This is a genomic window from Pseudomonas sp. MF09156 (genome assembly GCF_059862305.1).
In genome coordinates this window covers 224,931-247,414 of record NZ_JCBCUR010000002.1, presented here as the reverse complement: position 1 = coordinate 247,414, position 22,484 = coordinate 224,931, and the positions used below count along the sequence as shown (strand labels likewise).

Annotated in this window: 21 protein-coding genes; 8 read left to right on the top strand and 13 right to left on the bottom strand. The window is 61.5% G+C overall.

What is annotated here, in order from left to right:
- Positions 1-27: 27 nt before the first annotated feature.
- From AC19YY_RS06865 to AC19YY_RS06830, 8 genes are all read right to left on the bottom strand, one after another.
- A complete protein-coding gene (locus tag AC19YY_RS06865; protein ID WP_170057525.1) occupies positions 28-708 on the bottom strand; it encodes a M23 family metallopeptidase in 681 nt (226 codons plus the stop codon).
- A gap of 168 nt (positions 709-876) precedes the next feature.
- Positions 877-1,776: a response regulator gene (locus AC19YY_RS06860; protein ID WP_169955430.1), complete on the bottom strand. Its 900-nt coding sequence runs from the start codon at positions 1,774-1,776 to the stop codon at positions 877-879.
- 168 nt (positions 1,777-1,944) lie between these two features.
- On the bottom strand, positions 1,945-2,706 hold the full coding sequence (gene phoU / locus AC19YY_RS06855) for a phosphate signaling complex protein PhoU (RefSeq protein WP_057961181.1): 762 nt from the start codon (positions 2,704-2,706) through the stop codon (positions 1,945-1,947).
- A 70-nt stretch (positions 2,707-2,776) separates the two neighbouring features.
- Positions 2,777-3,610, bottom strand: a complete 834-nt coding sequence (gene pstB, locus AC19YY_RS06850; protein ID WP_029289934.1) for a phosphate ABC transporter ATP-binding protein PstB — start codon at positions 3,608-3,610, stop codon at positions 2,777-2,779.
- A 164-nt stretch (positions 3,611-3,774) separates the two neighbouring features.
- Positions 3,775-5,445 (bottom strand): phosphate ABC transporter permease PstA, encoded by a 1,671-nt coding sequence (pstA, locus tag AC19YY_RS06845; protein ID WP_169955431.1) that lies wholly within the window; start codon positions 5,443-5,445, stop codon positions 3,775-3,777.
- A 15-nt stretch (positions 5,446-5,460) separates the two neighbouring features.
- Positions 5,461-7,494 (bottom strand): ABC transporter permease subunit, encoded by a 2,034-nt coding sequence (locus AC19YY_RS06840; protein ID WP_172313897.1) that lies wholly within the window; start codon positions 7,492-7,494, stop codon positions 5,461-5,463.
- 487 nt (positions 7,495-7,981) lie between these two features.
- Complete coding sequence (locus tag AC19YY_RS06835; protein WP_492633889.1) at positions 7,982-8,968, bottom strand: phosphate ABC transporter substrate-binding protein PstS; 987 nt, start codon at positions 8,966-8,968, stop codon at positions 7,982-7,984.
- 292 nt (positions 8,969-9,260) lie between these two features.
- Positions 9,261-10,541 carry an MFS transporter gene (locus AC19YY_RS06830; protein WP_170042267.1) on the bottom strand — a complete coding sequence of 427 codons (1,281 nt, stop codon included), beginning with the start codon at positions 10,539-10,541 and terminating at the stop codon, positions 9,261-9,263.
- A gap of 562 nt (positions 10,542-11,103) precedes the next feature.
- On the opposite strand from AC19YY_RS06830, the gene AC19YY_RS06825 reads away from it, so the two are divergent.
- Positions 11,104-11,508: an acyl-CoA thioesterase gene (locus AC19YY_RS06825; protein WP_003176975.1), complete on the top strand. Its 405-nt coding sequence runs from the start codon at positions 11,104-11,106 to the stop codon at positions 11,506-11,508.
- A gap of 57 nt (positions 11,509-11,565) precedes the next feature.
- The gene (locus AC19YY_RS06820; RefSeq protein WP_500603993.1) at positions 11,566-12,453 is read left to right on the top strand and encodes a D-hexose-6-phosphate mutarotase; all 888 of its coding nucleotides are present in this window, start codon (positions 11,566-11,568) and stop codon (positions 12,451-12,453) included.
- 126 nt (positions 12,454-12,579) lie between these two features.
- Here the strand turns inward: AC19YY_RS06820 and AC19YY_RS06815 are convergent, their stop codons facing one another.
- From AC19YY_RS06815 to AC19YY_RS06795, 5 genes are all read right to left on the bottom strand, one after another.
- On the bottom strand, positions 12,580-13,116 hold the full coding sequence (locus tag AC19YY_RS06815) for a DUF3299 domain-containing protein (protein WP_169955434.1): 537 nt from the start codon (positions 13,114-13,116) through the stop codon (positions 12,580-12,582).
- A 78-nt stretch (positions 13,117-13,194) separates the two neighbouring features.
- Complete coding sequence (locus AC19YY_RS06810) at positions 13,195-13,440, bottom strand: GlsB/YeaQ/YmgE family stress response membrane protein (protein WP_029289950.1); 246 nt, start codon at positions 13,438-13,440, stop codon at positions 13,195-13,197.
- A gap of 100 nt (positions 13,441-13,540) precedes the next feature.
- Positions 13,541-14,626: a 5-(carboxyamino)imidazole ribonucleotide synthase gene (locus tag AC19YY_RS06805; RefSeq protein WP_092232200.1), complete on the bottom strand. Its 1,086-nt coding sequence runs from the start codon at positions 14,624-14,626 to the stop codon at positions 13,541-13,543.
- Positions 14,627-14,638: 12 nt separating this feature from the next.
- Positions 14,639-15,130 carry a 5-(carboxyamino)imidazole ribonucleotide mutase gene (gene purE / locus AC19YY_RS06800; protein WP_057440545.1) on the bottom strand — a complete coding sequence of 164 codons (492 nt, stop codon included), beginning with the start codon at positions 15,128-15,130 and terminating at the stop codon, positions 14,639-14,641.
- Positions 15,131-15,443: 313 nt separating this feature from the next.
- The gene (locus AC19YY_RS06795; RefSeq protein ID WP_170057522.1) at positions 15,444-16,367 is read right to left on the bottom strand and encodes a LysR substrate-binding domain-containing protein; all 924 of its coding nucleotides are present in this window, start codon (positions 16,365-16,367) and stop codon (positions 15,444-15,446) included.
- Positions 16,368-16,547: 180 nt separating this feature from the next.
- Between AC19YY_RS06795 and aspA the strand changes: the two genes are divergently transcribed.
- From aspA to AC19YY_RS06765, 6 genes are all read left to right on the top strand, one after another.
- Complete coding sequence (gene aspA, locus AC19YY_RS06790) at positions 16,548-17,972, top strand: aspartate ammonia-lyase (protein ID WP_038444539.1); 1,425 nt, start codon at positions 16,548-16,550, stop codon at positions 17,970-17,972.
- 521 nt (positions 17,973-18,493) lie between these two features.
- On the top strand, positions 18,494-19,330 hold the full coding sequence (locus AC19YY_RS06785) for an ABC transporter ATP-binding protein (RefSeq protein ID WP_262376972.1): 837 nt from the start codon (positions 18,494-18,496) through the stop codon (positions 19,328-19,330).
- Positions 19,331-19,369: 39 nt separating this feature from the next.
- Complete coding sequence (locus tag AC19YY_RS06780; protein WP_170042054.1) at positions 19,370-20,362, top strand: ABC transporter substrate-binding protein; 993 nt, start codon at positions 19,370-19,372, stop codon at positions 20,360-20,362.
- A 28-nt stretch (positions 20,363-20,390) separates the two neighbouring features.
- Positions 20,391-21,164 carry an ABC transporter permease gene (locus AC19YY_RS06775; protein WP_076963115.1) on the top strand — a complete coding sequence of 258 codons (774 nt, stop codon included), beginning with the start codon at positions 20,391-20,393 and terminating at the stop codon, positions 21,162-21,164.
- A complete protein-coding gene (locus tag AC19YY_RS06770; RefSeq protein ID WP_500604085.1) occupies positions 21,164-21,928 on the top strand; it encodes an SDR family oxidoreductase in 765 nt (254 codons plus the stop codon). The genes AC19YY_RS06775 and AC19YY_RS06770 overlap by 1 nt, the downstream gene beginning before the upstream one ends.
- Before the next feature lie 13 nt (positions 21,929-21,941).
- Entirely contained in the window at positions 21,942-22,481 is a 540-nt protein-coding gene (locus AC19YY_RS06765; protein ID WP_029289969.1) for a cupin domain-containing protein, read from the top strand.
- Positions 22,482-22,484: the final 3 nt, after the last annotated feature.

Sequence of the window (22,484 nt, the reverse complement as noted above, 5' to 3'; positions counted from 1 at the left end):
GCGAGCAAGCTCGCTCCTACAAAAGCCTTACCGCGTGCCCGACGCAAAGTTGGGCAAGGCCTGTACCGGCTGCGTGAACTCATACGGAATCGACACCCACCCCGCCCCCGTATCGCGCTGCACCACAAAATGCAGGTGTGGCCCGCTGCTGTTACCGGTATTGCCCGACTGCCCCAGCGGGCTGCCCACCCCCACGTGCTGCCCATCCCTGACGCTGACCGACCCTCGTTTGAGGTGCAGATACACACCCTGGGTGCCGTCATCGTGCAACACCCGCACGAAGTTGCCCGACGGGTCACTGCCGCGCCCGGATTGGTTGTTCTCGGTCTTCACCACCAAGCCGGCCCGCGCAGCGATGATCGGCGTGCCCTCGGGCATGGCGATATCCATGGCGTAGCGACTCTTGACGTCAGAATGACTGAACGTGCCGCCAGGCCCCTGGGTCAGGCGGAAAGGCCCGCCACGCCAGGGCAAGGGGTAGCGCTGGAACTGCGCCGGCCGCAAGTTGCGCCGCGGCTGGGGATCAAGCACCTGGCGCTTCACCGGCACCACCCGCCGTTCCTGGAACACAAACGCCTGGGCGCCGGGGGTCTTCTGCTCGCTGAAAAACACCACGCCACGGGCATCGGTGGAACGATAGAGGGTCATGGCCAGGGTCGATGAAGCGACCGCGCACAGGCCACAAAACAACATAAAACGCACAAGCATCGGATAAACCTGCCGGGTATGACTGAACGGCAGGCTAGCAAGGGTTCATGACACTGTTGTGTGGACCGAAGCCCCTGTAGGAGCCGGCTTGCCGGCGATGGCGGTTTATCAGTCACCGCGCCACGCCATCGCTGGCAAGCCAGCATCTACAGGGATCAGGGGGTTGGTTCAGGCACCCGGCACAAAATGCTTCTGCGCGGTGCCCCGGGCAATCAGCCGGGAGATGTAGTCCAGCTTCTGCGCGTCCTGGTCGATAAAGCGGAAGGTCAGTTGCAGCCAGTCGCTGTCGGGGCGTGGTTCGTAGGCGACGATGGCGTGCAGGTAGCCGTTGAGGCGGGCGGTTTCGGCGTTCTCGCCTTGTTCAAGGTCAAGCACAGCACTTTCCAGCACTTGCGGCAGGACGTCGCCACGGCGCACCACCAGCAGCGCCTCCTTGATGCTCAGGCCCTTGATCACACATTGCTGGGTGCCACTGGACAGGCGCAATTGGCCCTGGCCGCGACCGCTGGCGGCCGAGGGGGCGGCGGTGGACTGAACGGGCGGGCTGTTGAGCAGGCCTTTGCTCGGCGCGGCCACCGGGGCGGGCTTGACCGCTTCGGGCTTGCCACCGGTCAGGGCGCTGAGGGAGTCGTTGCCGAAAGCCGAGTTCATCTTGGTCGGCGCACTGGCCAGCAAAGCGTCGAGGCGGCCGATCTTATTCAGGGCCTGCTTGACCTTGTTCAGCAACTGTTCGTTGGTGAACGGCTTGCTGACATAGCCGGAGACGCCGGCCTGGATGGCCTGGACCACGTTTTCCTTGTCGCCACGGCTGGTGACCATGACAAACGGCATGGACTTGAGCTGTGGCTGCTCACGGCACCAGGTCAACAGTTCCAGGCCAGACATTTCCGGCATTTCCCAGTCGCACAGCACCATGTCGAAGGTTTCGCGCATCAGGATGGCCTGGGCCTTTTTGCCGTTCACCGCATCTTCAATCTTGATACCGGGGAAGTAGTTACGCAGGCACTTCTTCACCAGGTCGCGAATAAACGAGGCGTCATCCACCACCAATACACTGACTTTACTCATCGACCCTTCATCCTCTCAAAACCCCGGCAAGCAAAACGCTTAACTGATGGCATTTTGCCAAAAACTCGTCAGTCACGCCGGGACTTTATGGCTGCCCGCAGCGCAAAACTCATACGCCACAAACGCAAACGCCCGACCAGAGGCCGGGCGTTTATTTCTCGGGCAATCTTACTTATCGTCAGATTCGGCCGGAACATTAGGGATTTGATCGGCCGTGCCTTCAACTTCGGCTTTCATGCGCTTGAGGCCCATGTGCCGTACGTCGGTGCCGCGTACCAGGTAAATGACCAATTCCGAGATATTGCGCGCGTGGTCGCCGATCCGCTCCAGGGAGCGCAGCACCCAGATGATGCTCAATACCCGCGAGATGGAGCGCGGATCTTCCATCATGTAGGTCGCCAGCTCACGCAGGGCGGTCTTGTACTCGCGGTCGATGATCTTGTCGTACTGGGCCACCGACAACGCCAGGTCGGCGTCAAAGCGGGCAAACGCATCCAGCGCATCGCGCACCATGTTGCGCACCTGGTCGCCGATGTGACGCACTTCGACGTAACCGCGCGGCGCTTCGCCTTCTTCGCACAACTGGATGGCGCGACGGGCGATCTTGGTGGCTTCATCGCCGATGCGCTCCAGGTCGATCACCGACTTGGAAATACTGATGATCAACCGCAGGTCGGAGGCCGCCGGCTGGCGACGAGCGAGGATGCGCAGGCATTCCTCGTCGATGTTGCGCTCCATCTGGTTGATCTGGTCGTCGATCTCGCGCACTTGCTGGGCCAGGCCCGAGTCGGCCTCGATCAGCGCGGTCACCGCGTCGTTGACTTGCTTCTCCACCAGCCCGCCCATGGCCAGGAGGTGGCTGCGCACTTCCTCAAGCTCGGCGTTGAACTGCGCGGAGATGTGGTGGGTAAGGCCTTCTTTGCTAATCATGTTGGCGTCCTTGGAGCGTCCGGTAAGGTGCGGAGAACCGCAGCGTCAGTGCAATAAAAACCACAGCTTCCTAGCCGTAGCGACCGGTGATGTAGTCTTCGGTCTGCTTCTTCGCCGGATTGGTGAACAGGGTATCGGTATCGCCGAACTCCACCAGTTTGCCCATGTACATGAACGCGGTGTAGTCGGAAACCCGCGCCGCCTGTTGCATGTTGTGGGTCACGATGACGATGGTGAACTTGGACTTGAGCTCGTAGATCAGCTCTTCGACTTTCAGCGTCGAGATCGGGTCGAGTGCCGAGCACGGTTCGTCGAGCAGCAGCACTTCCGGCTCCACGGCGATGGTCCGGGCAATCACCAGACGCTGCTGCTGGCCGCCGGACAGGCCGAGGGCCGATTCGTGCAGGCGGTCCTTGACCTCGTCCCACAGCGCCGCGCCCTTGAGGGCCCACTCCACCGCTTCGTCGAGGATGCGCTTCTTGTTGATGCCCTGGATCCGCAGGCCATAGACCACGTTTTCGTAGATAGTCTTGGGGAACGGGTTAGGCTTCTGGAACACCATGCCCACCCGGCGACGCAGCTCGGCCACGTCTTCGCCCTTGCGGTAGATGTTGCTGCCGTAGAGGTTGATCGCGCCTTCCACACGGCAACCGTCCACCAGGTCGTTCATGCGGTTGAAGGTGCGCAACAGCGTGGACTTGCCGCAACCCGACGGGCCGATAAAGGCGGTCACGCGCTGCTTGGGGATGTTCATGCTGACGTCGAACAGGGCCTGCTTCTCACCGTAGTACAGGCTCAGGCCCGGGACTTCGATGGCCACGGTTTCTTCGGCCAGGCTCAGGCTCTGCTTGTCGCGACCCAGGGCTGACATGTTGATGCCGTGGGAATGGGTTTCATGTTGCATGGGATGCTCCCTGTGCTACCAATTCGTTTCGTTGAACCGCCGGAGCGGCTTACTCAAATTCTGTGTCTGTGGGAGCTGGCTTGCCTGCGATGGCATCACTGCGGTCTTACTGATACACCGCGTCGTCTGCATCGCAGGCAAGCCAGCTCCCACATTGGACCGTGTCAGCTATCCAGTGCCTTGTACTTTTCGCGCAGGTGGTTACGAATCCATACCGCCGACAGGTTCAGCGTGGCGATCACCAGCACCAGCAGGAACGCGGTGGCGTACACCAGCGGACGGGCGGCCTCGACGTTGGGGCTCTGGAAGCCGACGTCGTAGATATGGAAGCCCAGGTGCATGATCTTCTGGTCCAGGTGCAGGTACGGGTAGTTGCCGTCCAGCGGCAGCGATGGCGCCAGCTTGACCACACCCACCAGCATCAGCGGCGCTACTTCACCCGCAGCGCGGGCCACCGCGAGGATCATGCCGGTCATCATCGCCGGGCTGGCCATGGGCAGGACGATTTTCCACAGGGTTTCGGCCTTGGTCGCACCCAGTGCCAGGGAACCTTCACGCACCGTGCGTGGGATTCGCGCCAGGCCTTCTTCGGTGGCCACGATCACCACCGGCACCGCCAGCAGCGCCAGGGTCAACGAAGCCCACAACAGGCCCGGCGTACCGAAGGTCGGCGCCGGCAGGGCTTCGGGGAAGAACAGGCGGTCCACCGAACCACCCAGCACGTACACAAAGAAGCCCAGGCCGAACACGCCGTAGACAATCGCCGGGACGCCCGCCAGGTTGTTCACCGCGATACGGATAATGCGGGTCAAGGTGTTCTGCTTGGCGTATTCACGCAGGTAGACCGCCGCCAGCACGCCGAACGGAGTCACGATCATCGCCATGATCAGGGTCATCATCACGGTGCCGAAGATCGCCGGGAAGATCCCGCCTTCGGTGTTGGCTTCCCGCGGGTCATCGCTGAGGAATTCCCAGACCTTGCTGACATAGAAACCCATCTTGGTCAGGGTGCCCATGGCGTTCGGCTGGTAGGCATGCACCACATGGCCGATGTTGATTTCCAGCTCTTTGCCGTTGGCATCACGGGCCGTGAGGCTGTCGCGGTTGAACTGGGCGTGCAGGTCGGTCAGGCGCGCCTCGACGGCCTGGTAACGCGCATTCAGCTCGGCGCGGTCGGCATCCATGTCAGCCTGGGCGGCAGCGTCGAGCTTGCCGCTGAGTTCCAGTTTGCGACCGTGCAGGCGGATTCGCTCCAGGCCGGCGTTGATCGCACCAATGTCGCTCTTCTCAAGGGTCTTGAGATCGGCGGCCAACCTGTTCACCCGCTCAACCCGCGCCTGCAGCTCGGGCCACGCCGCCTCGCCTTCGGCGATGACTTTGCCATCCTGCTTGACGTTGACCAGGGTGCCGTAGAAGTTGCCCCACTCACGACGCTCGATGGCCATCAACTCGACAGGCGTGGTCTGGTTGGTCAGCCACTCGCCGACGATCCAGGTGAAGTCATTGCCGTTCAAGTCCCGGTTGCCGACCTTGATCAGCTCGCGGGTCATGAACTCCGGACCTTCGTCCGGCACCGGCAGGCCAGCGCTTTTCAGGCGCTCGCGCGGCACTTGTTCTTTCTGTACCACTTCGCCGATGACGATGTGGTTGGCCTGGCCCGGCACGTTGTAGTTGGCCTGGATCAGGTCGGCCGGCCAGAAGTGACCCAAGCCGCGTACGGCAATCACAGCCAGCAAACCAATGGTCATGATGACCGCGATGGCCACCGCGCCACCGCTGATCCAGACGCCAGGGGCGCCGCTCTTGAACCATCCATTCAGGGAGTTCTGTTTCACAGACTTCTACCTTTCTTAAAGCGACGAGTATTTCTTGCGCAGACGCTGACGGATCAGCTCGGCGAGGGTGTTCATGACGAAGGTAAACAGCAGCAGCACCAGCGCCGAGAGGAACAGCACGCGGTAGTGACTGCCGCCCACTTCCGACTCGGGCATTTCCACCGCGACGTTGGCGGCGAGCGTTCGCAGGCCTTCGAACAGGTTCATTTCCATGACCGGGGTGTTACCCGTGGCCATCAGCACGATCATGGTTTCGCCCACTGCACGGCCCATGCCGATCATCAGCGCCGAGAAAATCCCCGGGCTTGCGGTCAGCAACACCACACGGGTCATGGTCTGCCAAGGCGTAGCGCCCAGCGCCAGGGAGCCCAGGGTCAGGCCACGCGGCACGCTGAACACGGCGTCTTCGGCGATGGAGTAGATGTTCGGGATCACCGCAAAACCCATGGCCAGGCCGACTACCAGGGCGTTGCGCTGGTCGTAGGTGATGCCCAGGTCGTGGGAGATCCACATGCGCATGTCGCCACCGAAGAACCAGGTTTCCAGGTACGGGCTCATGTACAGCGAGAGCCAGCCCACAAACAGGATCACCGGGATCAGGATCGCGCTTTCCCAGCCATCGGGAACCCGCAGGCGGATCGACTCAGGCAGGCGGCTGAAAACAAAGCCGGCGACGAGGATGCCAATCGGCAACAACATCAGCAGGCTGAAAATCCCCGGCAGGTGCCCTTCGACATACGGCGCCAGGAACAGGCCGGCGAAGAAGCCGAGGATCACCGTCGGCATCGCTTCCATCAGCTCGATCACCGGCTTGACCTTGCGGCGCAGGCTCGGAGCCATGAAGTAAGCGGTGTAGATCGCCGCGGCGATGGCCAGGGGTGCAGCCAGCAGCATGGCGTAGAACGCGGCCTTGAGCGTACCGAAGGTCAGTGGCGCCAGGCTCATCTTCGGTTCGAAGTCGCTGTTGGCGGCGGTCGATTGCCAGACGTATTTAGGCTCGTCGTAGTTTTCGTACCAGACCTTGCTCCACAACGCGCTCCAGGACACTTCCGGGTGCGGGTTGTCGAGGGTCAACGGCTGCAGCTTGCCGCCGGCTTCGACGATCACGCGGTTGGCCCGTGGCGACATGCCAAAGATGCCCTGGCCTTCGACCACCGGGTCCACCAGCAAAGTGCGGTGCGCGGTACTGTGGAACACCCCGAACTTGCCGGAGGCATCCAGGGCGGTGAAGCCTTTGCGACGCTCTTCAGCGGTGATTTCAACGATAGGCGTGGTGCCCATCTGGAAAGTACGGATCTGCTTGAGGTGTTGCTCACCATCCGGGTCACGGGCCATGAACCACTGGGCCAGGCCACCCTTGGAGTCGCCGACGATCAGCGAGATACCGCCCACCAGTTGGGTGCTGGCGGTGATTTCGGCGTTGCCATCTTCCAATAATTTGTATCGACCGTTGAGGCTGTTGTCCCGCAGGCTGAACACATCGGCCAGGGCGCGACCGTTGATCACATACAGCCATTGCTGGCGCGGATCGACAAAGATCGCTTTAACAGGCTCGGTCATTTGCGGTAGGTCGATGCGCTTCTGCTCGCTGACCACTTCGCCGGTCATCATGTTTTCTTCGCGGCTCACCGACAGCACGTTCAGGTGCGAACCGGCGGAACCGGCAACGATCAGCGAGCTGTCAGTGGCGTTGAGGGCGACATGTTCCAGCGGCCGACCGGCTTCGTCGAGCACTATTGGCGTGTCGCCGTAGGGGTATTCGATTTCGGGCGAAATGGTCTTCTTGCCGTCCGGGTACGACACTTTATAAGAGTGACGGAACACCAGGGACTGGCCATTGGACAAGCCAAGGATTACCAGCGGGCTGCCGGGCTGGTCTTCACCGATGGACACCACGCTGGCGCCGGCCGGCAGGGCCAGGTCGACACGCTTGAGTTCAGCACCGGAATCAACGCTGAAGAACAACGCCTGGCCCTTGTCGGAAACCCGCATGGCGACCTGGTTCTGCTCTTCCAGCGAGATCAGCAACGGCTTGCCGGCATCCTGCATCCAGGCCGGGCTCAGGGCCTCGTCCTTGGTCAGGCTGGCACCCTGGAACAGCGGCGCGACCACGTAGGCCAGGAAGAAGAAAATCAGCGTGATAGCGCCGAGGACGGCAAGGCCGCCGACCAGTACGTACCAACGGGTCAGGCGGTCCTTGAGCGCGCGGATGCGGCGCTTGCGTTGCAGCTCAGGCGTATTGAAATCAATGCGCTTGGGAGGAGAAGTCGTCGTCATGGTGGAATTGGCCAGATCATTCATGCGCACACCCTAGCGATCCTGTATGACAGAAAGATGACAATGCAGTGACGCAAAAAATCCGCCGCGTAGCAGGGCTGGCAGCGGACCGAAAAATTAGGGGTGTAGACCGGCTTGTCATGGGAGCGGGTTGGCCCGCGATGGCATCAACACGATTTCAATTTTAAACCGCGTCGCCTGCATCGCGGGCAAGCCCGCTCCCACACAAGAGCATGCATCTACACCAGGTAGTGCAGGCTTATTTGCCTTCTTTCAGACCCAGGTCAGCCAGTGCCTTGGCGGCAACTTTGGCTGGCAGTGGGATGTAGCCATCCTTGACTACAACTTCCTGGCCCTGTTTGGACAGAACCAGTTTCACGAACTCGGCTTCCAGCGGGGCCAGAGGCTTGTTCGGGTCTTTGTTGATGTACACGTAGAGGAAACGCGACAGCGGGTACTTGCCGTTCAGGGCGTTTTCTTCGGTATCTTCGACGAACTCGCCGCCTTCTTTCTTGGCCAGGGCCACGGTTTTCACGCTGGCAGTCTTGTAGCCGATGCCCGAGTAACCGATGCCGTTCAGCGAGGAGCTGATGGACTGAACGACCGAAGCCGAGCCTGGTTGTTCGTTGACGTTTGGCTTGAAGTCACCTTTGCACAGCGCTTCTTCCTTGAAGTAGCCGTAGGTGCCGGATACCGAGTTACGGCCGAACAGTTGCACTGGCTTGTTGGCCAGGTCACCGGTCACACCCAGGTCACCCCAGGTCTTGGCGTCAGCCTTGGCGCCGCACAGGCGAGTCGACGAGAACACGGCATCGACCTGAGCCATGGTCAGGTGCTTGATCGGGTTGTCCTTGTGTACGAATACAGCCAGGGCGTCCACGGCCACCGGGATAGCCGTCGGCTTGTAGCCGTATTTGTTCTCGAAAGCCTGCAGTTCGTTGTCCTTCATCTTGCGGCTCATCGGGCCCAGGTTAGCGGTGCCTTCGGTGAGTGCAGGCGGCGCGGTGGAAGAGCCGGCGGCTTGAATCTGGATGTTTACGTTCGGGTATTCTTTTTTGTAGTTCTCGGCCCACAGGGTCATCAGGTTGGCCAGGGTATCGGAACCGACGCTGGACAAGTTGCCCGATACACCAGTGGTCTTGGTATAGGCCGGAATTGCCGGGTCAACACCAGCGGCCACCGCGTGGGCAGTCGCAACGCCAGCAGCGACAAAAGTCATTGCCGCCATCAAACGCTTCAGTTTCATGCCTTACTCCTAGCAGATAGGGATAGTTGGATCGGGGCCAAGTATCGGTAGGCCGTGTGAACACTCTATGTCTGGAATATGACAATTAGATGAAAGGCCAGTATTGGCTAGGAAAGCGGATGCGGGGGGGGACGCTGAGTAAACGCGGGGGCGAGGCGAGGGATTGCGGTAATTTCAGAAACACTCTGTAAACGTTGCAGGAGCCGGCTTGCCGGCAATGGGCCCTTGAATTGTGCACTGATCAAGGGACGCCATCGCCGGTAAGCCGGTTCCTACAGGGGACTTGCCAGGTTCAGCGCCCGCGTTTCCACAGGTAGGCACCCACCAGCATCCCCATCGTGCAGATCACGGCAACGTAGTACGCCGGGCCCATTGGGCTTTCTTTCATCAGCAGCGACACCACCAACGGCGTCAGACCACCGAACACCGCGTAGGCAACGTTGTAGGAAAACGACAGGCCGCTGAAGCGCACCACCGGCGGGAAGGCCTTGACCATCACGTAGGGCACCACGCCGACCACGCCGACGAACAGGCCGGTGAGGGTGTACAGCGGGAACAGCCAGTTCGGGTGGTCCAGCAGGCTGTGATACAGCGTCCACGAGGTCGCAAGCAGCAATGCGCAACCGGCGATCAGCACGCGACCGGCGCCAAAGCGGTCAGCCAGCGCGCCGGAGAGGATGCAGCCCAGGCTCAAGGTGACGATCGCCAGGCTGTTGGCCTGCAACGAGACTGTCGGGCTGAAGTGGTAGATGGTCTGCAGCACGGTCGGGGTCATCAGGATCACGACGACGATACCGGCCGACAGCAGCCAGGTCAGCAGCATCGACAGCACGATGGCGCCACGGTGGTCACGCAGGACCGCACGCAAGGGCAGCTCGGCGGCCAGGGTCTTGCGCTGCTGCATTTCGGCGAAGATCGGCGTTTCGTGCAGCCAGCGGCGCAGGTACACCGAAAACAGGCCGAATACACCGCCCAACAGGAACGGGATCCGCCAGGCGTAGTCCGACACCTGCTCCGGGGTGTACAGGGTGTTGATGGCGGTGGCCACCAGCGAACCCAGGAGGATCCCGGCGGTCAGGCCGCTGGTCAGGGTGCCGCAGGCGTAGCCGATATGGCGTGGTGGGACATGTTCAGAAACAAAAACCCACGCCCCCGGCACTTCGCCACCAATCGCCGCGCCCTGGATCACGCGCATCAGCAGCAACAGGATCGGAGCCCACAGGCCGATCTGCGCGTAGGTCGGCAACAGGCCCATGATCAGGGTCGGCACGGCCATCATGAAGATGCTCAAGGTGAACATCTTCTTGCGCCCCAGCAGGTCGCCGAAGTGCGCCATGATGATCCCGCCCAGCGGCCGCGCCAGGTAGCCGGCGGCGAAGATGCCGAAGGTCTGCATCAGACGCAGCCATTCGGGCATGTCGGCGGGGAAAAACAGCTTCCCGACCACAGTGGCGAAGAACACGAAGATAATGAAGTCGTAGAACTCCAGCGCGCCGCCCAGGGCCGACAGCGACAGGGTTTTGTAGTCGTTGCGGTTCAGCGGTCGTGCGGGCGGCGCAATGCTTGAAGGCACTGTGGTCATGGCAAGGCTTCTCTTATTAGGTCAGATCAGGAATCCGCAACAGTGCTGGTTTGGCCTGGCAGGTCCGGCAAGATAACAAATTGCCTGGAAAAGCACAGTCTAAACACCTGCACAGCGGTTGGCGCCGACTCGCAAAGTCACCACCTTGCAAGGCCCGCCTCTTCCTTCTTCGAATTATTGTCGGGGACCAAAAACGCCAGCAAATACTGGGGTGCTGGGTTTAAAAGAAACAATGGTCAAACCCCTCAAGTTGCATGACTGTTTTGGCCATTTGCCCGACACCTTCAAAGCCACGCAGATAGATGTACAAAATCCGGCCCCAATGGTCGTCGCGCAGGCTAGCGACCGATATACTGCCCGCCTTGCACCGGCATATCAGTGGAAGTTGCGCGAAAACGTCGTTGGCACCGGCCAGCCGATTTCGCAGAGTTTCCCTCAAGGCGCCTTTCGAAAAACGTGACGAACGTAGTATGTTCGGGGCTGAATCGTTTTTCCAAGACGGCTATTCACCGATTACATAGTCCAAGAGTCACGGGTCAGAGGCACCCCCGGCATGATCGAACTCGAACAAGAAGATCCTATCCCGCAAGGCGATCTCGCCCTGCAAATCACCGCACTGCCCCGTGAAACCAACGGTTTCGGCGATATTTTCGGCGGCTGGCTGGTAGCGCAGATGGACCTGGCCGGCACGGCAATGGCCAGCAAGGTCGCCGGCGGCCGCGTGGCTACCGTAGCCATCGACCGCATGGCCTTCCTGGTTCCGGTGGCGGTGGGCGCGCAGTTGTCCTTCTACACCCAGGCCCTGGAAATCGGCCGCAGCTCGATCCAGATGATGGTCGAAGTGTGGAGCGATGACCCGCTGTCCAGCGAATGGCGCAAAGTCACCGAGGCGGTGTTTGTGTTCGTCGCCATCGATGGCAGCGGGCGCACCCGGTCGGTTCCGTCGCGGGCGCGTTAAACCTCGCGGCGGTTTGACGGTCCATTGCCCCATTGCCTGTCACTAAGAGAGCCTTGTATGCCTACGCCCCACGTTGAAGCCGTGAAAATGGATGAGCTGGACTGCTGGCGCATCCGCCACAACGGCGCCGAAGTGCTGGTGGCCCAACAAGGCGCGCACATCTTCAGCTACCAGCCCGCGGGCGCAAAGCCGGTGATCTGGCCTAACGACAAGGCGGTGTTCAAGGCTGGCAAAGGTATCCGTACGGGTGTGCCGGTGTGCTGGCCGTGGTTTGGTGTGTTCGAGCGCAACCCGCAAAGCGTCAAGGCGATGCGCCAGAGTGATCAGCCGGCCGGCGCCCATGGTTTCGCGCGCACAGCCATCTGGACCCTGGCCGGCGTCGAAGACAACCGGGTTGAGCTGGTACTGCCGGCACCTGCTGGCGGCTTCCCTGGCTGGCCCCATCAGGTCGATCTGAAAATGAGCATCCTGCTCGACGATCAACTGCATATCCGCCTGACCAGCCACAACCGCAGCACCGACACCGTGACCATCAGCCAGGCGCTGCACAGCTACTTCGCGGTCAGCGACGTGCGCAAGGTGCAGGTCGATGGCCTGGATGGGCTGGACTACATCGATACCGCCGACGGCTGGGTGACCAAAAAGCAATTTGGCCTCCTGCACTTTACTGCCGAGACCGACCGCATCTACCTCGACACCCCGGCACAATTGAACATCGTTGATAAAGACTGGCAGCGCCAGATCCAGCTCACCAGCGAAGGATCAAAATCGACGGTGATCTGGAACCCCTGGACTGAACGCGCCAAGGCCTTCGATGACATGGCCGACGATGGCTGGCAGGGCATGCTGTGCATCGAGACGGCAAATGTGCTGGACGATGTGGTGGCACTGGCACCGGGCGCTAGTCACACCATGGGCGTGAGCATCACCAGTCTGCCCCTGTAACCTAACCAAAATGTAGGAGCGGGCTTGCCCGCGATGGCGGTGTTTCAGCCGATACATTCGGCGACTGATACACCGCTATCGCGAGCAAGCCCGCTCCCACCCAAGCCCAGGGTTTTGTAGCGCTGGTTATAGATCCGCTTCCTGCACCACCCTCACCACTCCCGCATCCAGCGCATAAGCCGCATCCGCCAGGTCGTTGTTGACCGTCTCGACCTTCAAGGTGCCGGTCACCCATAGCGGCGTGTAGATATCATCCAGCTTCAAGCCCTTGGGATAACGCACCAACACCAACTGGTTTGGCGGCGGCGGCGGCACGTGGATGCACGCGCCCGGGTAAGGCACCAGGAAGAACAAGGTGCTGCGGCCCTTGGCGTCGGTTTCCAATGGCACCGGGTAGCCCCCCAGGCGGATATGCTTGCCGTTCAGGGCGGCCACGGTCTTGGTCGAATACATCACCGCCGGCAAGCCTTTGCTCTGCTTCAAGCCACCCTTTTCGGTAAAGGTGCCCAGGGCTTCCGGGGAGTTGTGGTCGATATCCGGCATTTGCTCCAGGGCTTTCTGGTCTGACTCAGGCATCAGTTCCAGCCAGTCGGTTTCCGGCAATTGGGCGGCGTGGGCCAGGCTTGAACCCAGCAAAAGGACAGTCAACAGAAGGCGGCGCATGAAGGAGCTCGGCAAATGAACACAGTGCCGGCATTCTAGCCCTCTGCGCCTGCGCAGCGCAGAGGGCTTGTCGCTAAATCATTTCTTTTTCAGCAGACCGTAGATCACCAGCAACACGATGGCACCGACCAGCGCGCCAATGAAGCCTGCGCCCTGGCCTGCCTGGTAGATACCCAGCGCCTGGCCGCCATAGGTCGCCGCCAGGGAGCCGGCGATACCCAGCAGGATGGTCATGATCCAGCCCATGCTGTCGTCGCCTGGTTTCAGGAAACGCGCCAGCAGGCCGACGATCAAACCGATAAAGATGGTCCCAATGATACCCATGGCATTTCCCTCTGAATGAAAGTTAGCTGAAGCCTAGTCAGACTTTGGCATCCTGCAATCAGAGGATGGCGGTCACCAATGGTTCCCGCCGCTCCATGGCTTATTGCGCGGCGATCAGTGCCTGGACCTTGGCGATCTGAGCGTCGAGTGTCGCGCGGTCCTTGCAGCGCAGGTTGGCGTGGCCGACCTTGCGCCCGACCTTGAAGGCCTTGCCGTAGTGATGCAGGTGGCAGTCATCAATCGCAATGACCTGCTCTACCGGCGGCACCACACCAATGAAGTTGAGCATCGCGCTCTCGCCCACCTTGGCCGTGGAACCCAGTGGCAGGCCCGCAACCGCCCGCAGGTGGTTTTCGAACTGGCTGCACTCGGCGCCTTCGGTGGTCCAGTGCCCGGAGTTGTGTACACGCGGGGCGATTTCGTTGGCCTTGAGGCCACCGTCCACTTCAAAGAATTCGAAGGCCATCACGCCGACATAATCCAGTTGCTTGAGCACGCGGCTGGAATAGTCTTCGGCCAGGGCCTGCAACGGGTGGTCGGTGCTGGCCACGGACAGCTTGAGGATGCCGCTGTCGTGGGTGTTGTGCACCAACGGGTAGAAGCGCGTTTCGCCATCACGGGCGCGCACGGCCACCAGCGAGACTTCGCCGGTGAACGGCACGAAGCCTTCCAGCAGGCAGGCGACACTGCCCAGCTCGGCGAAGGTGCCGACCACATCGGCTTCGGTACGCAGGACTTTCTGGCCCTTGCCGTCATAACCCAGGGTGCGGGTTTTCAGCACAGCCGGCAGGCCGATGCTGGCGACGGCAGCGTCCAGGTCCGCCTGGGACTGGATGTCGGCGAAGGCCGGGGTCGGAATGCCCAGGTCCTTGAACATGCTCTTTTCGAACCAGCGGTCACGGGCGATGCGCAGGGCTTCGGCGCTCGGGTACACCGGCACGAATTGCGACAGGAACGCCACGGTTTCGGCCGGCACACTTTCGAACTCGAAGGTCACCAGGTCGACTTCATCGGCCAGTTGGCGCAAGTGGTCCGGGTCGCTGTAGTCCGCCCGCAGGTGTTCGCCCAGGGCCGCCGCACAGGCGTCCGGCGCCGGATCAAGAAACGCGAAGTTCATCCCCAGCGGCGTACCCGCCAGGGCCAGCATGCGACCCAGTTGGCCGCCACCGATTACACCGATTTTCATCAATCAACAACCTCAGGCGATGCGTGGGTCTGGATTGTCCAGGACGCTGTCAGTCTGTTCGGCGCGAAATTTCTTCAGGGCCGCGTGGAACTGTGGATGCTTGGCGCCCAGGATACTGGCCGACAGCAATGCCGCGTTGATCGCGCCAGCCTTGCCGATCGCCAGGGTGGCCACCGGAATGCCGGCGGGCATCTGCACGATGGACAGCAGCGAATCCACGCCCGAGAGCATCGACGACTGCACCGGCACACCGAGTACCGGCAAGTGGGTCTTGGCCGCACACATGCCCGGCAGGTGGGCTGCGCCACCGGCACCGGCGATAATCACCTCGATGCCACGGGATTCTGCTTCATCGGCATACTGGAACAGCAAGTCCGGCGTGCGGTGGGCGGAAACCACCTTCACTTCAAACGGAATGCCGAGTTTTTCCAGCATATCGGCGGTGTGGCTAAGGGTGGACCAATCGGACTTGGAGCCCATGATCACGCCAACCAATGCACTCATCGTCGTGCCTCTTCTCTCTGGGCGCCCGCAGGCGCGTCAAAAAACAACAAGCCACGCGGGAAATCCGGCGTGGCTTGTTGTACGAATTAAGGCCGGTTGGACCGGCCGAAGGCCGCGCAGTATACCGTAATAATGCAGATAAACAGCCCCTGGAATGACCATCTGTCTTACCGGTCAAACCTGCGGTTTTATTGACTTCAGAGTCAGCCAAAACACCCAAAACCTGTAGGAGCCGGCTTGCCGGCGATTGCGGTCAATCAGCACCAAATATTCGACTGGCACACTGCTATCGCTGGCAAGCCAGCTCCTATAGTTAACCGCGTTCGGCCGGCGGATTCTGCGTTGCCCCACCTTCCAACTTGCGCCACAACAACCGCACGTTCGCCTTGCGCACCAACGCGCAGCGATACAGGCGGATCTCCAGCGGCACATGCCACTGCGACCCGCCGCACACTACCAGTTCACCCCGGGCCAGCTCGGCGCGTACGCTCAACTGTGGTACCCAGGCAATCCCCAGCCCTTCCAGCGCCATGCTTTTAAGGCTGTCGGCCATGGCGGTTTCATACACCGTGGTAAAGCGCAGGGCGCGCTGGCGCAGCAGCAGGTTCACCGAACGCCCGAGGAATGCCCCAGCGCTGTAGGCCAGCAATGGCACGCTGCCCTCGCCTTCCAGGTCAAACAGCGGCTTGCCATCGGCATCGGCGGCGCACACCGGAAGCATTTCGGTGTTGCCCAGGTGCAGCGACGGGAAAATATCCGGGTCCATCTGCATTGCCGCATCCGGGTCGTAGAACGCCAGCATCAGGTCGCAGCCACCTTCGCGCAGGGCATGCACCGCGTCGCCGACGTTGGTCGCGACCAGCCGCGTGGCGATGTTCAGCCCTTCGTTGCGCAATTGCGCGATCCAGCGTGGGAAAAAGCCCAGCGCCAGGGAGTGCGCCGCCGCGACTTGCATGACTTCGCCCTGGCCGCCTTCAAGGTGATGCAAATGGCGTAGCACTTCGCCCAGTTGCTCGACCACCGTGCGCGCCGTTACCAGGAACAACTGCCCCGCCGCCGTCAATTCGACCGGCGTGCGCGAACGGTTGACCAACGTCAGCCCCAGGGCGGCCTCAAGGCTGCGGATGCGTCGACTGAAGGCCGGCTGGGTGACAAAGCGCCGCTCCGCCGCCTGGGAGAAGCTGCGCGTGGCCGCCAGGGCGCTAAAGTCTTCCAGCCATTTGCTTTCAAGGTTCATCTGATTCTCCAGGGCATGCACCATTTTGGCACACACGCCCGCCATGTTAACCGGGTCACATCAACATTATGCCGTTTGTGCATAGGCCAGCGCTTAATAGCATTGGCCCAAAAACTCCCACAAGCCTAGCATTCACAGCGTTCCGGCCTAGCCCGGGTCCATATCGAGATGATTTCCGTCATGTCCTCCGCTGCATCATTCCGCACAGAAAAAGACCTGCTTGGCGTACTCGAAGTACCTGCCCAAGCGTATTACGGCATCCAGACCCTGCGAGCCGTGAATAACTTCCGTCTCTCCGGCGTTCCGATTTCGCATTACCCGAAATTGGTGGTCGGTCTGGCAATGGTCAAGCAAGCCGCCGCTGATGCCAACCGCGAGTTGGGCCAGCTCAGCGAAGCCAAGCACGCTGCCATCAGCGAAGCCTGCGCCCGCCTGATCCGCGGCGACTTCCACGAAGAGTTCGTGGTGGACATGATTCAAGGCGGCGCTGGCACTTCAACCAACATGAATGCCAACGAAGTCATCGCCAACATCGCGTTGGAGGCCATGGGCCACAACAAGGGCGAGTACCAATACCTGCACCCCAACAACGACGTGAACATGGCGCAGTCGACCAACGACGCCTATCCGACCGCGATCCGCCTGGGTCTGCTGTTGGGCCATGACGCGCTGCTGGCCAGCCTCGACAGCCTGATCCAGGCGTTCGCCGCCAAGGGTGTCGAGTTCGGCCACGTCCTGAAAATGGGCCGTACCCAGCTGCAAGATGCCGTGCCGATGACCCTCGGCCAGGAATTCCGTGCCTTCGCCACGACCCTGGGTGAAGACCTGGCACGCCTCAAGACCCTGGCGCCGGAGCTGCTGACCGAAGTCAACCTGGGCGGCACCGCCATCGGTACCGGCATCAACGCCGACCCGCGCTACCAGGCCCTGGCTGTACAGCGCCTGGCCACCATCAGCGGCCAGCCGCTGGTACCGGCGGCCGACTTGATCGAAGCCACCTCCGACATGGGCGCGTTCGTGCTGTTCTCCGGCATGCTCAAGCGTACGGCGGTGAAGCTGTCGAAGATCTGCAACGACCTGCGCCTGCTGTCCAGCGGCCCACGTACCGGGATCAACGAAATCAACCTGCCAGCGCGTCAGCCAGGCAGCTCGATCATGCCCGGCAAGGTCAACCCGGTCATCCCGGAAGCCGTGAACCAGGTGGCCTTCCAGGTCATCGGTAACGACCTGGCCCTGACCATGGCGGCCGAAGGCGGCCAGCTGCAACTGAACGTGATGGAGCCGCTGATCGCCTTCAAGATCTTCGACTCGATCCGCCTGCTGCAACGCGCCATGGACATGCTGCGCGAGCACTGCATCGTCGGCATCACCGCCAACGAAGCACGCTGCCGCGAACTGGTGGAGCACTCCATCGGCCTGGTCACCGCGCTGAACCCGTACATCGGCTATGAAAACGCCACCCGCATCGCCCGCATTGCCCTCGAAAGCGGCCGCGGCGTGCTGGAACTGGTGCGCGAAGAAGGCTTGCTCGACGACGCCATGCTCGACGACATCCTGCGCCCGGAAAACATGATTGCCCCGCGTCTGGTGCCTTTGAAGGCCTGAACGCATGTAGCACCGCTCACCAGGTTGAGGGACTAGACACCTCTCACCCTTTTGAGGGCTTGAAGACTTGCTCTTCAGGCCCTTTTTTTTGCCCGCAATTTGCCAACCCCCAACCTTTGTAGGAGCCGGCTTGCCGGCGATGAGGTCCTCAAGGCAGGTACAACATTTCAAGAACGCCATCGCCGGCAAGCCGGCTCCTACATAAACGCAACCAGTCCCTCGAATGCGTTTTACATATAAAACAAATAACGCCTTTCGCAACTTCCCCGCGTTACCCAATAAAGCACCGACTTCTTGCAACTTCCCATTACACGCTCAAGCAGTGTGCAATTTCGTGCCATATAAGAACCAACGTTTCATATATGAAACAACCAACTTCCAACTACTAGAACCTAAATCACTAATATCAAAGGATATTTACTAATAGTTTGTAGGAAATAACCCCCTGGCATTGTTCATGCACTAAACGGCGTATCACCTATAAAACAGACCAGAGTACCTACCTGATGGCTGTGAAAGAGATGTACGCCGTGACGCCCCAATGGAATAACCAAGCTCTCAGGGAAGAGCTGGAGCCGACTGAAATTGAATTTCGCAATGTCGGTAAATGTTTCCCGGCCAAGGGTAAAGCAGACGCGCCCTTCGCCATTCGCGAGGTGAACTTCAAGATTCGCCGGGGTGAAGTGGTGTCGATCATCGGCCCATCCGGTTGTGGCAAGAGCACCATTCTGAACATGGGCTCAGGCCTGTACCGCCCCAGCGAAGGTGAAGTGTTCGTTGGTGGCGAGCCGGTCACCGGGCCGGTGCCGCAGGTCGCGTTCATGTTGCAAAAGGACCTGCTGATGCCCTGGCGCAGCATCCGCCGCAACGTCGAGCTGGGCCTGGAGATCCAGGGCGTACCCGCCGCCACCCGGCAGAAAGTCGCCCTCGACCTGCTCGAGCGCTGCCACCTCAATGGCTACGCCGATCACTACCCGTTCCAGCTATCCGGTGGCATGCGCCAGCGCGCCGCCCTGGCTCGCACCCTGGCCATCGACCCGCAGGTGCTGTTCCTCGACGAGCCGTTCTCGGCACTCGATGCCCAGACCAAGATGATCCTGCAACAGGACATGGCGCGGATGCTGTTCGACGAGAAGAAGACCGCGCTGTTCATCACCCATGACCTGATCGAAGGCATTGCCATGTCCGACCGCTTGCTGGTCATGAGCGCCCGCCCCGGCACGATCATCGAAGAAATCAGTATCGACCTGCCGTTTCGCGACAACCCCCTGGAGCGCCGCAAGCTGCCGGAAATCGGCCCGCTGGTCGGCCGCCTGATGGAGTTGCTCCAGGTCGGCGCCGACACCGAACTGCACTGATCACCGCCCTTGCGGCCCCCAACCGATTCAGGAGTCCCCATGCTCAAGTCTCTGTTTCAACGTCTTTGCGCCCTCAGCCTGGGCCTCGGCATGGCCTGTGCCGCCCAGGCGCAGCCGACCAAGGTCACCTACCTGCTGCCGGCGCCGCCCAACTCGCCCGCGTTCGCTCCGTGGATCATCGCCAAGGAAAAGGGCTACTACACGGCCCAGGACCTGGACCTGACCTTTATCGCCGCCAAAGGTGGCGTGGACGTGGCCAAGCAGATCGGCGCCGGTAATGCGCTGATCGGCGGAGCCATCGGTGACACGCCGATCGTGGTGCGGGCCAATGGCATCCCGGTGCGCGCCGTGGCGGTGCTGGGCGACGGCGGGGTGACGATGATCGCCACCAATGCCAAGGACAACATCAACAGCGTCAGCGACCTCAAGGGCAAGACCATGACGGTGATGTCGTACTCCGACACCACCTACTACGCCCTGCTCGCCTCGCTGCGCAAAGCCGGGCTGGGCAAGAACGACGTGAACATCCAGGCCGCCGGCCCCGCCGGGGTCTGGCAATTGTTCTCCGCCAACAAGGCCCAGGCCATGGCGGGCGTGCCGGACTGGGTGATCAATGCCGAGGAAGCCGGGGTGCAGATCAAGCTGATCCCCCAGGACCAGATTTTCGAGAGCATGGCCCAGGCGATTCTCGCCTCCGACGACGCGATCAAGAACCAGCCCCAGATTGTGCGCGGCGTGGTCCAGGGCACCCTGCAAGGCATGCGCGACATCATCCAGGACCCGCGCGCCGCCGCCGCGACCTTCGCCAAGGCGGTACCGGCCTACGCCGGCAAGGAAGACTCGCTGGAGAAGATCTTCAAGCTCTACGTCGAACACGTCTACGCCAAGCAGGCCGTGCTCGGGCACATCGATCCGCAGCACCTGGACAAGGTCCTGCAGTTCTATGTCAGCGAAGGCATCGTCACCCAGGCGACTCCGCTTGAAGACCTCTTCACCAACCAATTCGTCGACAGCCCGGTCGCCGCACAGTGAACCACCGGGACATTGAGGTACGTACACGATGAAAAACAACAACTCCGTGCTCGGTAGCGTCGCGCTGCTGATCCTGTTCCTGGTGCTGTGGCAATGGGGCCCCGGCCTGCTCGGCATGCCCGAGTTCGTCATGCCCAAACTCAGCCGCGTGGCCCAGGAAGGCCTGGTGATGTGGCAAACCGGCGGCCTGCTGCAACACACCCTGATCACCGCCCTGGAGATCGTCGTCGGCTTCGCCCTCGGCGCCCTGCTGGGAGTGATGATCGGCGTCTCGCTGGGCCTGTCGCCGGCGGCCGAAGCCATGTTGTCGCCGTACATCCTGGCCTTGCAGATCGCCCCGAAAGTCGCCTTCGCGCCGCTGTTCGTGATGTGGCTGGGCTACACCATCTACCCGAAGATTCTGATCGCGATCCTGATCGTGTTTTTCCCAGTGATGATCAACGTGCTCTCGGCAATCCGCACCGTCGACCCGGACATGATCAACCTGGTACGCACCATGAATGCCAGCCGCTGGCAGATCTTCCGCCTGGTGGAGTTCCCGTCGGCCATGGCCGCACTGTTTTCCGGCCTGCGTATCGCCTCGACCCTGGCCGTGATCGGCGTCACCGTCGGTGAGCTGGTCGGTGGCAACCAGGGCCTGGGCTTCTTGCTGGTAGACGCCGAGGGCCAGGGCAACACCGCTGGGGTGTTCGTCGCCATTGTCGCGCTGACCCTGATTGGGGTGATCGCCTACGGCGCAGTGGTGTGGGCGGAAAAACGCGTCCTGCACTACATGCCCAAAGCCATGTTGAGCACCCAATGATGAGCCGCCATGACCTTTTGCTTGCAGGCCGCCGCGTGCTGGTCACCGGTGGCGCCCGGGGCCTGGGCTATGCCTTTGCCCAGGCCATCGGCCAGGCCGGCGCCCGGGTGGTGATTGCCGATGTGCTGCACGAGCGTGTACAGCAGGCCGCCGGTGAATTACGGGCGCTGGGCCTGGACGTGCAGGCCGTGGCTGTCGATCTGGCGCAACCCGCCTCGATCCAGGCCTGTGTCGACGCAACGATCAGCCTGCTGGGCGGCCTCGACGGCCTGGTGAACAACGCCTCGATCACCAACTCCGGGGGCAAGGGCTGCGAAGAGCTGAGCATCGACACCTGGGACCAGGTGATGCAGGTCAACGTGCGCGGCACCTGGCTGATGACCACCGCCTGCCTGCCGGCCCTGCGCGCCAGCGGCCAGGGCGCCATCGTCAACCTGGCCTCGGACACCCCGCTGTGGGGTGCACCGAACCTGTTGGCCTACGTCGCCAGCAAGGGCGCGATCATCGCCATGACCCGCAGCCTGGCCCGTGAGCTGGGCAGCGACAACATCACCGTCAACGCCATCGCCCCCGGCCTGGTGCTGGTGGAAGCCACCGCCTACGTGCCCGAGGCGCGCCACCGTTTGTACAACGACCAACGGGCCCTGCAACGCCCGCAATTGCCCGAAGACGTCAGCGGCGCCGTGCTGTTCGCGCTGTCCGACCTTGCCCGCTTTATCACTGGACAAACCCTGCCGGTCAACGGCGGGTTCGTCATGCCTTGATCTGGAGACTGTCATGACTGATCTATCTGCCCAAAACGACACCCCGAAAAGCTGGGACCGCCCTGCCGGCGCCAGCCTGGAAAGCTGGATGAGCACGCGCATCGCCCGCTACGAGACGCGCAAGTACGACTGGGATGCCCTGAAGTTCCAGGCCGACTACGACCCCAAGTTCCGCCGTGCGCAAATGCGCTACATCGGCACTGGCGGTACCGGCATCAGCACCGACATGAACACCATCCCGTCGGAGCACTTCACCTTTTCCACCATGGTCATCCCGGCCGGCCACGAAGGCCCGCCGCACCTGCACATTGACGTCGAAGAAGTGTTTTTCGTGCTGCGCGGCAAACTCAAGGTGGTACTGGAAAAGGACGGCGAGCGTTTCGAAACCATCCTCACCGACCGCGACGTAATTTCCGTGCCGCCGGGCGTGTACCGCGAAGAGATCAATATCGGCGACGAAGACGCGCTGATGTGCGTGATGCTCGGCGCGAAAAAGCCGATCACCCCGACCTATCCGCCAGAGCACCCTCTGGCCTCGATCAAGCGCGGGTAAGCC